Source organism: Campylobacter volucris, from assembly GCF_008011665.1.
GTDB lineage: Bacteria > Campylobacterota > Campylobacteria > Campylobacterales > Campylobacteraceae > Campylobacter_D > Campylobacter_D volucris_A.
In genome coordinates this window covers 1-14120 of sequence record NZ_VOWJ01000033.1, presented here as the reverse complement: position 1 = coordinate 14120, position 14120 = coordinate 1, and the positions used below count along the sequence as shown (strand labels likewise).

Annotated in this window: 19 protein-coding genes; 8 read left to right on the top strand and 11 right to left on the bottom strand. The window is 27.0% G+C overall.

Annotated elements, in window-relative coordinates; genetic code table 11:
* Positions 1–79 precede the first annotated feature (79 nt).
* On the bottom strand, positions 80–1303 hold the full coding sequence (locus tag FPD38_RS07280) for a glucose-6-phosphate isomerase (RefSeq protein WP_147556060.1): 1224 nt from the start codon (positions 1301–1303) through the stop codon (positions 80–82).
* Positions 1297–2121, bottom strand: coding sequence for a UTP--glucose-1-phosphate uridylyltransferase GalU (galU, locus tag FPD38_RS07275; protein WP_147556059.1), 825 nt, complete (start codon positions 2119–2121; stop codon positions 1297–1299). Before galU ends, FPD38_RS07280 begins: the two co-directional genes overlap by 7 nt.
* 75 nt (positions 2122–2196) lie before the next feature.
* On the opposite strand from galU, the gene FPD38_RS07270 reads away from it, so the two are divergent.
* Positions 2197–2778: an IMPACT family protein gene (locus FPD38_RS07270; protein WP_147556058.1), complete on the top strand. Its 582-nt coding sequence runs from the start codon at positions 2197–2199 to the stop codon at positions 2776–2778.
* 20 nt (positions 2779–2798) lie between these two features.
* Here the strand turns inward: FPD38_RS07270 and FPD38_RS07265 are convergent, their stop codons facing one another.
* The 5 genes from FPD38_RS07265 to FPD38_RS07245 all read right to left on the bottom strand — a co-directional run bounded on the left by FPD38_RS07265 (position 2799) and on the right by FPD38_RS07245 (position 6035).
* Positions 2799–3140, bottom strand: coding sequence for a hypothetical protein (locus FPD38_RS07265; protein ID WP_147556057.1), 342 nt, complete (start codon positions 3138–3140; stop codon positions 2799–2801).
* A 51-nt stretch (positions 3141–3191) separates the two neighbouring features.
* Positions 3192–3524: a hypothetical protein gene (locus tag FPD38_RS07260; protein WP_147556056.1), complete on the bottom strand. Its 333-nt coding sequence runs from the start codon at positions 3522–3524 to the stop codon at positions 3192–3194.
* Positions 3521–5095, bottom strand: a complete 1575-nt coding sequence (locus tag FPD38_RS07255) for an ABC-F family ATP-binding cassette domain-containing protein (RefSeq protein WP_147556055.1) — start codon at positions 5093–5095, stop codon at positions 3521–3523. Before FPD38_RS07255 ends, FPD38_RS07260 begins: the two co-directional genes overlap by 4 nt.
* 137 nt (positions 5096–5232) lie before the next feature.
* Positions 5233–5586 carry a hypothetical protein gene (locus FPD38_RS07250; RefSeq protein ID WP_187153121.1) on the bottom strand — a complete coding sequence of 118 codons (354 nt, stop codon included), beginning with the start codon at positions 5584–5586 and terminating at the stop codon, positions 5233–5235.
* The gene (locus FPD38_RS07245) at positions 5583–6035 is read right to left on the bottom strand and encodes a hypothetical protein (protein ID WP_147556054.1); all 453 of its coding nucleotides are present in this window, start codon (positions 6033–6035) and stop codon (positions 5583–5585) included. Before FPD38_RS07245 ends, FPD38_RS07250 begins: the two co-directional genes overlap by 4 nt.
* Before the next feature lie 178 nt (positions 6036–6213).
* Between FPD38_RS07245 and FPD38_RS07240 the strand changes: the two genes are divergently transcribed.
* From FPD38_RS07240 to FPD38_RS07220, 5 genes are all read left to right on the top strand, one after another.
* Positions 6214–6411 carry a hypothetical protein gene (locus FPD38_RS07240; RefSeq protein WP_147556053.1) on the top strand — a complete coding sequence of 66 codons (198 nt, stop codon included), beginning with the start codon at positions 6214–6216 and terminating at the stop codon, positions 6409–6411.
* A gap of 56 nt (positions 6412–6467) precedes the next feature.
* Entirely contained in the window at positions 6468–7463 is a 996-nt protein-coding gene (locus FPD38_RS07235; RefSeq protein ID WP_147556052.1) for a nucleotidyl cyclase domain-containing protein, read from the top strand.
* A 10-nt stretch (positions 7464–7473) separates the two neighbouring features.
* Complete coding sequence (locus tag FPD38_RS07230; protein WP_147556051.1) at positions 7474–8838, top strand: phosphomannomutase/phosphoglucomutase; 1365 nt, start codon at positions 7474–7476, stop codon at positions 8836–8838.
* Between the two features lie 108 nt (positions 8839–8946).
* The gene (locus FPD38_RS07225) at positions 8947–9501 is read left to right on the top strand and encodes a bacteriohemerythrin (RefSeq protein WP_147556050.1); all 555 of its coding nucleotides are present in this window, start codon (positions 8947–8949) and stop codon (positions 9499–9501) included.
* A 1-nt stretch (position 9502) separates the two neighbouring features.
* Positions 9503–10093 (top strand): bacteriohemerythrin, encoded by a 591-nt coding sequence (locus FPD38_RS07220; RefSeq protein WP_147556049.1) that lies wholly within the window; start codon positions 9503–9505, stop codon positions 10091–10093.
* Here FPD38_RS07220 and tilS read toward each other — a convergent pair.
* From tilS to rimO, 4 genes are read right to left on the bottom strand one after another with little or no spacing between them, the layout of a single operon-like run.
* Positions 10085–11050 carry a tRNA lysidine(34) synthetase TilS gene (gene tilS / locus FPD38_RS07215; RefSeq protein WP_187153120.1) on the bottom strand — a complete coding sequence of 322 codons (966 nt, stop codon included), beginning with the start codon at positions 11048–11050 and terminating at the stop codon, positions 10085–10087. The genes FPD38_RS07220 and tilS overlap by 9 nt on opposite strands.
* Before the next feature lie 3 nt (positions 11051–11053).
* Entirely contained in the window at positions 11054–11419 is a 366-nt protein-coding gene (locus tag FPD38_RS07210; protein WP_147556047.1) for a type II toxin-antitoxin system death-on-curing family toxin, read from the bottom strand.
* Positions 11416–11541 (bottom strand): hypothetical protein, encoded by a 126-nt coding sequence (locus FPD38_RS08350; RefSeq protein WP_261798317.1) that lies wholly within the window; start codon positions 11539–11541, stop codon positions 11416–11418. The genes FPD38_RS07210 and FPD38_RS08350 overlap by 4 nt, the downstream gene beginning before the upstream one ends.
* 2 nt (positions 11542–11543) lie before the next feature.
* Complete coding sequence (rimO, locus tag FPD38_RS07205; RefSeq protein WP_147556046.1) at positions 11544–12854, bottom strand: 30S ribosomal protein S12 methylthiotransferase RimO; 1311 nt, start codon at positions 12852–12854, stop codon at positions 11544–11546.
* Positions 12855–12917: 63 nt separating this feature from the next.
* On the opposite strand from rimO, the gene prfB reads away from it, so the two are divergent.
* Positions 12918–14030 carry a peptide chain release factor 2 gene (prfB, locus tag FPD38_RS07200; protein ID WP_147556045.1) on the top strand — a complete coding sequence of 371 codons (1113 nt, stop codon included), beginning with the start codon at positions 12918–12920 and terminating at the stop codon, positions 14028–14030.
* The coding region (locus FPD38_RS08450) for an alpha-2,3-sialyltransferase (protein ID WP_410002943.1) at positions 14020–14120 on the top strand (101 nt) is incomplete at its 3' end. The genes prfB and FPD38_RS08450, both read left to right, overlap by 11 nt.

Sequence of the window (14120 nt, the reverse complement as noted above, 5' to 3'; positions counted from 1 at the left end):
AATAATTATTATTAATTAATAACATTATATTACAAATTATCATTGTTTCATTATACTCTTTTTTTAAAATAATGCAAATTTATTTGCTAAGCATATTTTTTAGTATAAGTTTTCCCACTTCAACTCCGGGTTGATCATAGGTATTGATGCCAAGCATTATTCCACAAGCTGAGGTAAAAAGTTCATAATAATACATCAAATATCCACAATGCCAAGCATCTAATTTTTCTAACTCAATGATATCTACGCTTAAATTTTCAGAGATTAAAGCTTGAGCTGTAGCATCACATTGTGCATTTAAAAGATCGTGCAAATTAATGTTATTGGTAAAATCACAACTTTGTAAGTGATTTAAACTTATATTTGGAATGCTAGGTGATTTTTGATTATCTTTTATTTTTAAAAAAGTGATTGTTTTATCTTTAGGTCCATCCATAATAAGCTGTAAAAAGCTATGTTGATCCCTAGCACCAATAAGAGCAATAGGAGTTAATCCTATGCGTTTAAAACCTTGTTTTTTACCCAAACTTTCAGCAATTAACTGCACATACCATTCATTAAAAGCTTTAAAAGCATCTCCGTAAGAAAATAATACATTAATATGAGCATTTTTATGAGTGCAATAATGATATGCTTTTTGTAAAATATGAGTTTCTTTTTTTTCAAAGAAATCAACAAAACAAGCTCTTGCTCCCTCTAACAATGCTTTTGTATTATAATTACAAAAAGTTAAAGGCACTATACCAATAGCTGATAAAACACTAAATCTACCGCCAACATTTTGAGGAATAAAAAAACATTTTATATTTAACTCATCGCCAAGTTTGTGGAGTTTTGAATTTAAATCTGTAATGAAAATAAAATTTTCGCTTAGTTTTTTTTGCTCTAAATTAAAATAAGCTATGATAAGCTTAAATAAAGAAATAACTTCTATGGTAGCACCTGATTTACTCGCGATGATAAATAAAGTTTTTTTAATATCAAGTTTTTTCATGATATTAGTAAAAGTATGAGAAGAAGTGTTATCAAGAATGAAAAGTTCTTTTTCTTCTTCATGATCAAATAAAAGTTCTTTTAAAGCTTTTACTCCACAGCTTGATCCACCCATGCCAATTAAAACAATGCTTTTAATCTGTGTCTTATCTTTGATAAATTCTTTACTTTGTGAAATTAAATCAAAACTAGTATTTACAAGATGATAATATCCTATATCTCCATTTTCTAGCTCGTCATTCATTCTATTTGCATAAGCACTAATGTTTTGTAAATTTTGGGTTTTGAAAAATAAAGTATTATTTAACATTGATTTTTCTTATAAAAATAATTCGTTGCCTCTACAAAACCTTCCACGCTACCACAATCAAATCTTTTTCCTTTGAATTTATACGCTAAGACCATATTATTTGTAGCTTGTGCTAATAATGCATCAGTAAGTTGAATTTCTCCATTTTTACCTGCTTTTGTATTTTCTAATATACCAAAGATATCGGGTGTTAAAATATACCTTCCTATGATAGCTAAATTACTTGGTGCATCTTTAGGATCTGGCTTTTCTACCATAGAATTTACCATGATTAAATCATCTTCAACACTATTTCCCGCAATTACTCCATAATTTTGCACTTGATCATATTCCACTTCCATAACAGCAACAACTGAGCAGCGATATTTTTCATAAATTTTTACCATTTGAGCCATCACATTAATACCATCTTCATTTACACATAAATCATCAGCTAAAATTACTCCAAAAGCTTCATCTTGCACTAAAGGTTTTGCTTTTAATACAGCATCGCCTAGGCCTTTCATTTCATTTTGTCTTGTAAAAGTAAAGGTGCAACGATTAATTAGTGTTCTAATTTCGCTTAAAAGATATTCTTTTTTAGTACCTGCGATTTGATGCTCAAGTTCATAGGATATATCAAAATAATCTTCCAAAGCTCTTTTGCCCCTACCTGTTACAAAGCCCATTGTTTCCATACCAGCTTCTAAAGCCTCATCAACTCCATAGTGAATTAAAGGTTTAGTTAAAATCGGCAATAATTCTTTGGGCAAAGTTTTAGTAGCAGGTAAAAATCTAGTTCCATAGCCAGCAGCTGGGAAAATACAAGTTTGAAGCATATAAATTCCTTAAAATTTTATAAGTTGTTTTGATTATAATTTTATTAATAATTATAGCAAATTTATAAGGCAAAAATGAAAACAATTGATCGAATTTATCATGCAAAAGTTGAGATTAAAAAATCAAATTTTTTAGCTTTTTTGTGTCCATTTGACAATTTTAAGATTTTATTAAAAGAATTAAAAAATGATCATCCAAAGGCAGTGCATTTTGTATATGCATATAGATATTTAAATGAATTTAATCAAATAGTTGAAGATAAAAGCGATGATGGCGAACCAAAAGGAAGTTCTGCTATGCCTTGTTTGAATGTCTTAAGAGGAGTTTTGCTTATAAATAGTGCTATTATAGTGGTAAGATATTTTGGCGGGATTAAACTCGGTGTTGGAGGATTAGTAAGAGCTTATAGTGAAGCTACAAATTTAGCTATTTTAAATGCACAACTTATAGAATTTGAATTAAAAAAAGTTACCCATATAGAAATACCTTTTGCATTATATGCTAGATTTGAGTATTTTTTAAATAAAAATAATATTATTTTTGAAAAAGAATTTACTCATCAAGTTGCGTTAAAAATTTGGCTTAATGAAAAAGAAGAAAAAGAATTTAAAACTTTTATGAAAGAGTATGAATTTAGAGATATTATCTTAAAGTAAGCCTTTTGGCTTACTCTCTATTATAAAGAATTTAAAAGATCTTTTACTATATCTTTTGAATCATCTTTAGTTGCTGTTTGAGTATTTGCTTGAGAAGGTATTTCATTGTTTTGAGCTCTAAAGCGATAATTGTAAATATTTGACATATTAGAACTATAAATTCCACTACTGCTAAATTGATCTTGACTTATAGCTTTTGAAAAAAACTCATCAAAATTAGCATTTTGCCCATCAAGGTTTTCATTTGTTTTTTGATGAAGTAAGGATGTAAAATCCTCGCTAGTACCTTGAGTGCTTTTATAGTTACTATTTTGACTATAACCATATTCTCTAACCGATACATTGTCATGATTAACTTGCATGTATTCTCCTTTTCAAAAATATTGCAAAGAAAAACAAGCAAAAATCATTCCTTAATCACCATGTGTTGGATAATATTCGGCATCTATTTCATTGTTTTTAATAAATTCTTCCTTTGCTTTTTGACATCGTTCATCTCTTAGTTTTCTATAAGCATTTCTACTTTCTAACTCTTTTTCATTTAGAGGACGATCTTCTAAAAAAGAAATATGAAAATATGTATCATCTTCTTTGCTAAATTTTTCATAAAATTCTATATAGTCAAAATAATCTTTCTCGCTTTGAAAATCAATACTTTCTTCAATATAAATTGTAGGTCCAAATCCTTTATGATTTTGTGTAAAATGTCCAAAACCTGCTGCGTATTTTATTTTAAATGAATTCATTCTAAACCTCCTAAAAATTCATCATAACTTCCTTTAAAGTCTATCAATTTTCCATCTTCTAAAAGCCAAATTCTATTTGCAAAAGCACTGATTAATTCTCTATCGTGACTTATGCAAATCACACAACCTTTAAAATTATACAAAGCTTCACCTAGTGCTATAATACTTTCTAAGTCTAAATGGTTATTTGGTTCATCTAAAAGCAAGAAATTCCCACGCTCTAGCATAAGTTTTGAAAGCATTAAGCGGTGTTTTTCACCCCCACTTAAACTTAAAGCTTTTTTTTCTTGATCACTTCCACTAAAAAGCATTCTTCCAAGACATTTACGAATTTCATCTAAATCTTTAAATTTTTCACTCATTAGCCACTCATAAAGCTTTAAATCTTCATTGATTAAATTAGTAGTATCTTGGGCAAAATATCCCATTTCTATGGTAGCACCTAAATGTATATGACCATTATCAGGTTCTAATTTTGAAGCAATGATTTTGGCTAAAGTGCTTTTGCCTACACCATTTGCTCCAATTAATGCTATTTTATCTCCTTTTTCAAGTTTTAAATTTAAATTTTCAAACAAAACTTTATCATAAGTTTTACTGATACCCTTTAATTCTAAAATTTCATTCCCTATTTCTCTATTGGTTCTAAAAACTATACTAGGATCGCGTCTGCTAGAGGTTTTAATCTCTTCAAGTTCAAGTTTTTCCAAAGCTTTAGCTCTACTTGTAGCTTGTTTAGCCTTTGATGCGTTTGCGCTAAAACGGCGTATGAAATTTTCTAGCTCTTCTCTTTCTTTTAGGGTTTTATCGCGTTTGAGTTCAGCTTGTTTAGCAAGCAAGGTTGAGGCCATATACCAATCATCATAATTTCCTGCAAAATCGCGTATTTGTTTAAAATCCACATCTAAAATTCTTGTGCAAACTTTATTTAAAAAATGCCTATCGTGGCTGATTACTACTAAAGTTCCTTCATGTCTTAAAAGTTCATTTTCAAGCCAAGAAATTGCTTCTAAATCAAGGTTATTTGTAGGTTCATCTAAAAATAAAATATCCGCACCTAAAAATAAAACTTGAGCTAGTAATACCTTAAATTTATCAGCACTTTGTAAGGTACTCATTAAGGCGTTAAAATCTTTGATATTTAAAGAGCTTAAAATTTTTTCACATCTAAGCTCACAATCATAGTTTGGATCTTCTTCTGCTGTGATAATTTCAAGTTCGCTTAATCTATCATTAATTTCATCGGTAAATTCTTCGCTCATATAAAGTTTTTCTTTTTCTTTTAGTGCATCGTATAGTCTTTTATTTGCACACATTACCGCATCTTTTATAGTGTAGTTTTCAAAGGCAAATTGATCTTGACCTAAAACAGCGATTTTTAAATTCGGATCTATGCAAATTTCTCCACTGCTTGATTCTATTTGGCCTGAGAGAATTTTTAAAAAGGTTGATTTACCAGCTCCATTTGCTCCTATAAGTCCATATCTTTCACCACGATTTAATTTTAAATTTACATCTTCAAATAAAAGTTGATTTGCAAAACGCATCGTAAGATTTTTAACTTCTACCATTAATATCCTTGAATATTTTGTTATAATTTTACAAAATATTGTATAATACTTTTTGCATATATGAGAATATATTTTATTTTTTATGATAAATATTAAAAATCAAAGAGAAGTTGTCATTCTCTTTGATTGATCGTGAGTTATCTTTTGTAATTTTCAAGTTCCACATAGATTTCTTTTTTATCATCTGTAAATTGAGTTGTAAATTCTATCCACGCTTCATCTTTAAAATTTGTTCCAAAAATTTTTACTTGTGCTTTGCAATAATTAGTTTTCCCTTCTTGGTCACTTAATTGGGTTATAAAAGCACTATATGTAAATTTAAGCTTTTTTTGTTCTATTTTGGATAGATTTTGAAATCTATTGTCTAAAATAATAGATGTTAAAATTTCTTGAACAGTTTCATCGTTACATTTTGGAATATTAGATTTTCCGCATGCTATAAATAATATTACCAAAGGTGATAATAAAATTAATTTAATAATTTTCTTCATTGATTCTCCTTATATTTATTTAGTGCATTTAAAACTTTTTCTAAATTTTGTTTTCTAAGTTTTTTACCCACTAAGAATAAGTCTATAATATACCAAACCCAAGAATTTAATATATAGACAACCCCTCCTACTATAGCAAAAAAGCTACCCTTGTCGATACTGCCTTCATCTGCCATGGAAAATATTAGTAAGGATGTAAAAGCTAAAATTAATCTTATTAATCCAAGTTTAATATCTCCAATCATAAAACGAGCAATTCCGAAACTTCCAAATAAGAAATTTCCTATCCAAAATACCAATGCTGGATTTTTTAAATGAAGTGTTGATAATTTGTTTAAAACGCTATTTTTTTGATTCTCATTGAGTTTTTCAATTTCTGTTATTATCAACTCTTTTGATTCTTTTGGAAGTTTTTTAGTTAAAGAATTTACTAAAAAAATATATTCCATAAAATCCTCCTATCTGTGAATAATTTTATTGAAATTAAAAAAATAAGTATTAAATAAATCTTAAAAAACATAATATTTATTTATTTTTTTATAAATAGAATAAATATTATGCTGTTTGCTTTTAAATAATTTTCAAGTATGCTCAAAAATATTAATTTTTACAAAGAAGAATTTAAATATGACAAAACGAGATATAGCAGGCTTTTTAGGAGTTGATGTGCAAACATTGCGTAATTGGCAAAAAACTCGTCCAAATCTTTACCGTGTTATTATGCAAGGCTTGGCTTTTGAAGAAGCCGTTAAGGAAAGCAAAGAGCATTATGAAAAACTTTTATTAATTCAAAAAGGTGCACAAAAACATGTGTTAAAAAAATAATTTGAAATTATTGTATAATTTAAAAAAAATATTTTTTATATTATAAGGTTTTTTCTTTGAATTTGTTTTTACTTTCTTTTTTATCTTCATTTAGTTTTGCTTTTGAAATTTTAGCTTTATTTTTAGCTTATTTTTTCAAGCAAAATAAAATTTTTTTCTTGCTTTTGTTGATTTTATGTGCTAGGGCTTTATCTTTGGTAGCTAGTGAATACCAAGCACATTTGTTTATTTCTATATTTTTACCATTTTCTTTTGTGCTTTTTGTCTTTTTACAAGATAGCAAACTTGTATTTGAAAAGATAAATTTGGTTAAAATTGCTTATATAGTTTTTATGATTTTGCTTGCTTTTTTACTTAGTACAAATACAAATTTTAACGCAAATATAGCAAGTGAAATTTTCAATTTTCCTTCGTATTTTTTTAAACCTATTAGCGAGCTTAGTTTTTGTGTTTTTTGGGTAGGGTTTTTGTTTTTATTGTTTTCTTATTTGAAAAACAATGATTTTCATTTTTTACTAGCTTATATGGGCTTAAGTGTGCAGTTTTTATTTTATAATAATATTGATTTGGGATATTATGAATTTGCTTCTTTGGTTTTTATAGTATTTTTAGCTTATAAAGCTTATAAAATAGCTTTTTTTGACACTCTTACAAATTTACCTAATTTAAAAGCGTTAAGAAGATATTCTCAAGGACTTGAAAATTTTCATTTAGCAGTGATTGAACTTAAAAATCTTAATGAAATTTATCATCAAAATGGCATTTTTGTGCAAGAATATATTTTGCATTCTTTTGCAAAAATTTTAAAAAAAGCACTACATACTAGAATTTTTAAAGATGATAAGGATTATTTTATCATCGTGTTTGAAAATGAAAATGTAGCTTTTATACAAAGTAAATTACAAATGCTTGAAAATTTTATGCAAAAATATGATTTTGAATTCAAAGAACAACGCGCTAAGTTAGAAATCAAACTTTGTTTATCCAATGAAAATGATAATATAGAAAATTCTATCAAACAAGCCAAATTAGAATTAAAAAAACAAAAATAAAGGAAATAAAATGTTAGATTTAATTTTTAGAGAATACGACATCAGAGGGCTTTTTCCAAGTGAATTAAATGAAAAAAGTGTTAAGGCTATAGGCTATGCTTTAGGTTTAGTTATGAAAGAGAAAAATTGCAAAAAAGTTAGCATAGGATATGATGCAAGATATAGCGCCAATGAACTTTTTAATTATTTAGTAAGTGGATTAAACAAGGCTAATTTGCAAATTTTTGACATAGGTTTGGCGCCAACTCCTGTTGGATATTTTAGCTTGTTTTTTGATGAGATTTTTGATGCAAATATCATGATAACAGGTTCTCATAATCCTAAAGAATATAATGGTTTTAAAATTACCATACAAAAACAAAGTTTTTTTGGAGAGAATTTAAAAGTTCTTTCTAAGAAAGTGCAAGAATATTTAAATTTAACAATAGAAGATAATTTTACATGCGAAAAATATGATGTAAAAAATTTGTATATAGATTTTTTGGCTAAGCAATTTGATCATTTGAAAAACTATAAAGAAAAAATCATCATAGATTGTGCTAATGGAGCTACTGGTGTGATTATAAAGCCTTTAGTGGAAAAATTAGGTTTAAATGCACAAATTTTGTTTGAAAATCCAGATGGAAATTTCCCAAATCATGCTCCTGATCCAACAGAAATTGAAAATTTACACGCACTACAAAATGCTTTAAAAGAAGATGAAAATGCCAAGATGGGCTTTGCTTTTGATGGAGATGGAGATCGTTTGGTAGTAGCTAGTAAAGATTATGTGTTTAAAGGAGATGAGCTTTGTTATTTATTTGCTAAAAATATTGACAATCCTAGGGTTTTGGGAGAGGTTAAATGCTCTAAAAATCTTTTTGATGAGGTAGCTAAATTTGGTTTTATTATGATGGGTAAAACAGGACATTCTAACATCAAAGCAATGATGAAAGAATATAATATTGACTTAGCAGCAGAACTTAGTGGGCATATTTTCTTTAAAGATAGATATTTTGGTTATGATGATGGAATTTATGCATTTTTAAGAGCTTTAGAACTTTTAGCTAAAAATTATAATTTTCAAGCAATGCTTAATCAATTGCCAAAATTATATTCTAGTGAAGAAATAAAACTAAAAGTAAGTGAAGAAAATAAATTTAAAATCATAGAAAAATTTAAAGAAAAAGTAAAAACCAATGCTTTTGAGAATGTGCTTGAGTGCAATGAAATTGATGGAATAAGAATTATTTTTAAAGATGGATGGGTGCTTTTGCGTGCTTCAAATACAAGCCCGTATCTTATCATACGAAGTGAAGCTACGACTTTAGAATTTAAAGATTTTTTAGAAACAAAGGCAAAAGAATTATTTTATGAAATTTTGAATTTAGAATAATATTAATTAAATAAATATTTAAAAATTTTTTTATATAAAAATTCATATAATACAATTTTATTATTTAAACTAATAGATAATAAAATATTATTATTAAAAGAATTTTTTATGATAAAGTGGTCAAACGAATATAGTGTTGATAATGAAACTATAGATAAGCAACATAAGAATTTATTTGAGATTGCACAAAAAGCTTATTTTATAGTAGATCGCCATGTAAGTGTATCTGATATAAAACTTGTTTTAATTGAGCTTTTTGAGTATATAAAAATTCATTTTAAATACGAAGAAGAATATATGGAAGCAATAGGCTATCCAGATTTAACTCAGCATAAAAAAATTCATAAAGAAATCACTTCTTCTTTGATTGATTTGGTTAAAAATATAAAAACAATTAATGATTTAAAAGAAAAATTAAATATTATTATTGAAAAATGGCTTGTAGAGCATATTTTGACAGAAGATATGAAATATCATAAATACGAAGAGGAAAATCGAAGCTATCAATTGGTAATGGATGATACAGTAAATATGAAAAAAGATTTATTTTTTTATATTTGTAATTGTAAGAAACATAAATTACCTTATCATATACATTTAAATATATGCAATGGAAAGAAATATATTTGCAAAATATGTAAAAAAGAATTGGTAGAGTTGTAGGATGGATACATTTCCTATATGGAGTGATAAATTTAGCATAGATGAACCCAATATAGATTTACAACATCAAACTCTTTTTGACCTAGCAAATAAAGCAGCTAAATTACTAAATAGACATATATATAAAATAGAGATTAAAGAATTACTAACTGAATTTTTTGATTATATGAAAATACACTTTAAAGATGAGGAAGATTATATGTCTTCTATAAATTATCCATATTTACTAGAACACAAAGCTATGCATAAAAAAATTATTAAAGAAATGAGTGCTTTGCTAAATGAATGCAATACTACTAATGATTTAAAAGAAAGATTATATGAAATAGTTTCAATATGGTTACTAGAACATATTGTAGAACATGACATGATGATAAATATATGGAAAAAAAGTAATTTAAAAATAGAAGAAAAGAAAAATATTGTCGAAGAAAAAATATTTGATTATGTGTGTGGATGTGAAAATTTCATTCATAAAGTAGATTATGGAATACATATTAAAATTAAATATCTTAATGCATTATATAAATGCAAAAAATGCTTTAAAGAACTTGTTTATGCAACTCAAGATAATAATGAAGAATTAAAATGAATCCAACGCTTGGTTTAATTCTTTTAAATTAATATCTTTTAAAAAGCAAAATGCTCTTAGTAATTTTGGAATTTTTATTTTTCTGCAATTTTCTCTAAATTCTTTTGGAATTTTTTCACACTTAATAAAAGGAAAAATTAAAGCCTTATCATACATATAAACTATGGCTATTTTATGAGAAATTACTCCATCGTGTTTTAAAGCTTCTTGGCGTTGTTTAGCACTTAAAAGTATCCCTAAATGTTTAAAACATTTAGCAATGATATTTTCTTGTTTTAAACATATGTAAATTCCATGAAAGATTTTAAAATTATCATCAAAAAACGATAAATCATTTTGTAGATATTTAAAACTATTTTTTACACCTTTTTCAAATTCAAGCAAAAAGTCATTTGTATAATTAATTCTTATATGATTTCTAAAATATTTCTCATTATCATTGCTTTCATCGTGAAAATATTTGATTTTTTTATCATCTAAAAATTTTAAAATTTCTTTTTTTGAAGTTTCTATTAAAGGTCTAACTATAGTAAAATTTTTCCTTTTTTCGATATCATTAAAACCTAAAAGCTCAAAAAGTCCAGCACCTTTGCTAAATTGCATTAAAAACCACTCAAATTTATCATTTAAATTATGCGCCAAAATCAAATTTTTATATCCATATTTAAAACAAATTTCATCAAAAAATTCATAACGCACAACTCTTGCATTTGCTTCAAAATTTTTTTCTATTTTAGGCGCTATTTTTATATAAATTTTTTTATTATATTTTTTTGCCAATTCTTTAGCACTTTGCTCTTCTATATCGCTATTTAAACGAGTTTTATAATTTATCAAAGCAAGATCAAATTCTATACTTTGTTCTAAAAGCATAAAAAACAAAGCACTAGAATCACTTCCATGAGAAAAAGCTAGTAAATTTTTTTCATTTTTTAAAATAGAAAAGTATTTATCCATTATTTAAAAATCTTTTATAATATTTTTTAACTCATTTTTGCTAATTTTATCTTCAGCTACCAAAACAACGACTTCTTCCATTGTGATTGCAAAATTTTCTATACTTTTGTCGTTTATTAGCAAAAAATGCATTCCTATATAAATAGAACTTCTTTTATTTGCATCATTAAATGGATGAAATTTTATACATGCAAACATTAAATGAGCTAATTTATCTTCAAAGCTTTGATAAAAATCGTCTATTTCAATTTGCTCTAATGCTGATTCTAAATATCCAATAGAACAATTATTAAACCCTTTAAGTCCGCCCGTTTCTTCTATGATAATATCATGTATTAAAATAACTTCTTCTAAATTTAAATATCTCATTTATCTTTTAGTCTTTTAAAAACTGCTAATACTTCAGGTTTTTTAATCTCTTTTTTAGCTAATTTTATAGCCTTTTGTACAATTTTTCTTTCTTCTATATATTTTTTATCTTTTTCTTTCATAATTATTTCCTTTTCAAAGCCTTAGCAATAAGCTTTTTATCTACACTTTCAAGCACTTCACACTCATAAAGTTCACCCATTATTAAATCACCACATTCACTTTCATTTATGAGAATTTCTCCGTCTATATTTCTATCCCAGCAAATATCCTTAGCTGCTATAAAAAATTCTCCTTCACTACTTTGGCCTTCGCAAAATGCGTTAATTTTTTTACCTATTTGTTTATTTAAACTTTGCTCTATAGTTTCATCTACTATTTTTTCTATAATTTTTAATCTAGAATTTATAATCTTATTTGGAACTTGTTCCATATCAAAAGCAGCTGTATCTTCTTCTTTAGAGTAAGCAAAAACACTAATTCTATCAAATTTAAATTCTTTTAAAAACTCACAAAGTTCATTAAAATCCTCATCGCTTTCATTGGGATGACCCACTATAAAACCTGTTCTTAAAAAAGAATCTTTTGCATTTTTCATTAAATTTAAAAGCTCTAAAAGTCTTTTTTTGTCACTCCCTCTTTTCATGATTTTGAGCATTTTATCGCTTATATGCTGCAATGGCATATCAAAATAATTTACAAAAATTTTAGAATTGATAATCTTTTCTATCAAGGCTTTGGTGGTGCTAGTTGGATAAAGATACAAAATTCTAGCTGCTTTTATACCTTTGATATTTTCAATAGCATCTATGAGCTTTATAAGCCCATCTTTAATACCAAGATCAAGCATATAAGAGCTACTATCTTGTGCTATAAAAGAAAAATCTTTATAGCCTTTATCAACAAGAGTTTTAACCTCATTTACTATACTTTCTAAGGATCTAGATTTTAATTTGCCTTTAAAGGTTGGTATGGCACAAAATGAGCATTTTTGATTACAGCCTTCAGATATTTTTATAAACGCATGATAATTTGATCCTGTTATAACACGCTTTGCGTTTGCATCTTGCAAATAAGTAGAATTTGAAAAAGCATTAGTTTTTTTAAGTATCATCTCATCAATTTTTTCATAATCACCCACACCACTAAACAAATCTACTTCAGGCAATTCTTTCATCAATTCTTCTTTGTAACGCTGCATCAAACAACCAGTTACCACTAATAAAGAATCTTTTTTTCTTTGCTCATGTAAATTTAAGATAGCTTCTATACTTTCTTTTTTGGCACTTTCTATAAAACCACAAGTATTAACTATCAAGACATCAGCAATGTTTGGCTCATCGCAAATTTCATAATTGCTTAATCTTCCAAGCATTATCTCACTATCTACTAAATTTTTATTACACCCTAAAGACATTAAAAAAAGTTTTGGCATTTTTCTCACTTTGAATGGTTTGAAATTTGATATAATTATAACAAAAACTAGAAAGAATTTTTAATGGATAATTACGAATATAGCGAACTTTTAAAAAAACTTAAAAATAAAGTAGGCAACATTGCTTCTATCATAAAACCTGAAGAAATTAAAGAAAGATTACAAGAGATAGAAAGCCTTGAAAATTCACCTTCTTTTTGGAGTGATGTAAAACAAGCTGGTATTATAGGAAAAGAAAAAACTAAAATTTCAAATTTACTTAAAAATTATGATAATGCAAATAATGCATTAAATGACGCAAGCGAGCTTTTTGATCTTGCAAATAGTGAAAATGATTTAGAAACTATAGAAGCTTTATTTAATGATGCTTCAAATTTAGAAGAGCTTATAGTAAGTCTTGAAATTTCTATGCTTTTAAGCGGTGAAAATGATAATAAAAACGCCATAGTTTCTATCCATCCTGGAGCTGGTGGAACAGAAAGTAATGACTGGGCTAGTATGCTTTATAGAATGTATTTAAGATTTTGCGAAAGAGAAGGTTTTAAAGTAGAAACACTTGATTTTCAAGAAGGCGAAGAAGCGGGATTAAAAGATGTAAGTTTTTTAGTTAAAGGTGAAAATGCTTATGGGTATTTAAAGGCTGAAAATGGAATTCATCGCCTTGTAAGAACTTCTCCTTTTGATAGCGCCGGGCGTCGTCATACTAGCTTTTCAAGTGTTATGGTGAGTCCTGAACTTGATGATGATATAGAAATAGAAATAGAAGAAAAAGATATAAGGATAGATTATTATAGAGCTAGTGGAGCTGGTGGTCAGCATGTAAATAAAACAGAATCAGCAGTGCGTATAACTCATATGCCAAGTGGTATAGTAGTGCAATGTCAAAATGATAGAAGTCAACATAAAAATAAAGCCACGGCTTTTAAAATGCTAAAATCGAGACTTTATGAACTTGAACTCATAAAACAACAAGATGAAGCAAATTCTAATGAAAAAAGTGAAATAGGCTGGGGTCATCAAATAAGATCTTATGTGCTTTTTCCTTATCAGCAAGTAAAAGATACTCGCTCAAATGAAGCTTACTCACAAGTTGATAATATATTAGATGGAGATATTAAAAAAATCATAGAAGGTGTTTTGATAAGTCAAAAAAAAGATAATACAAGTGAAAGATAATTTACATATTAGCAATGCTATAATCTGCGGCAATGGACCTAGTTTGAAAGATATAGATTATTCGAGACTGCCCAAAGAATACGATGTTTT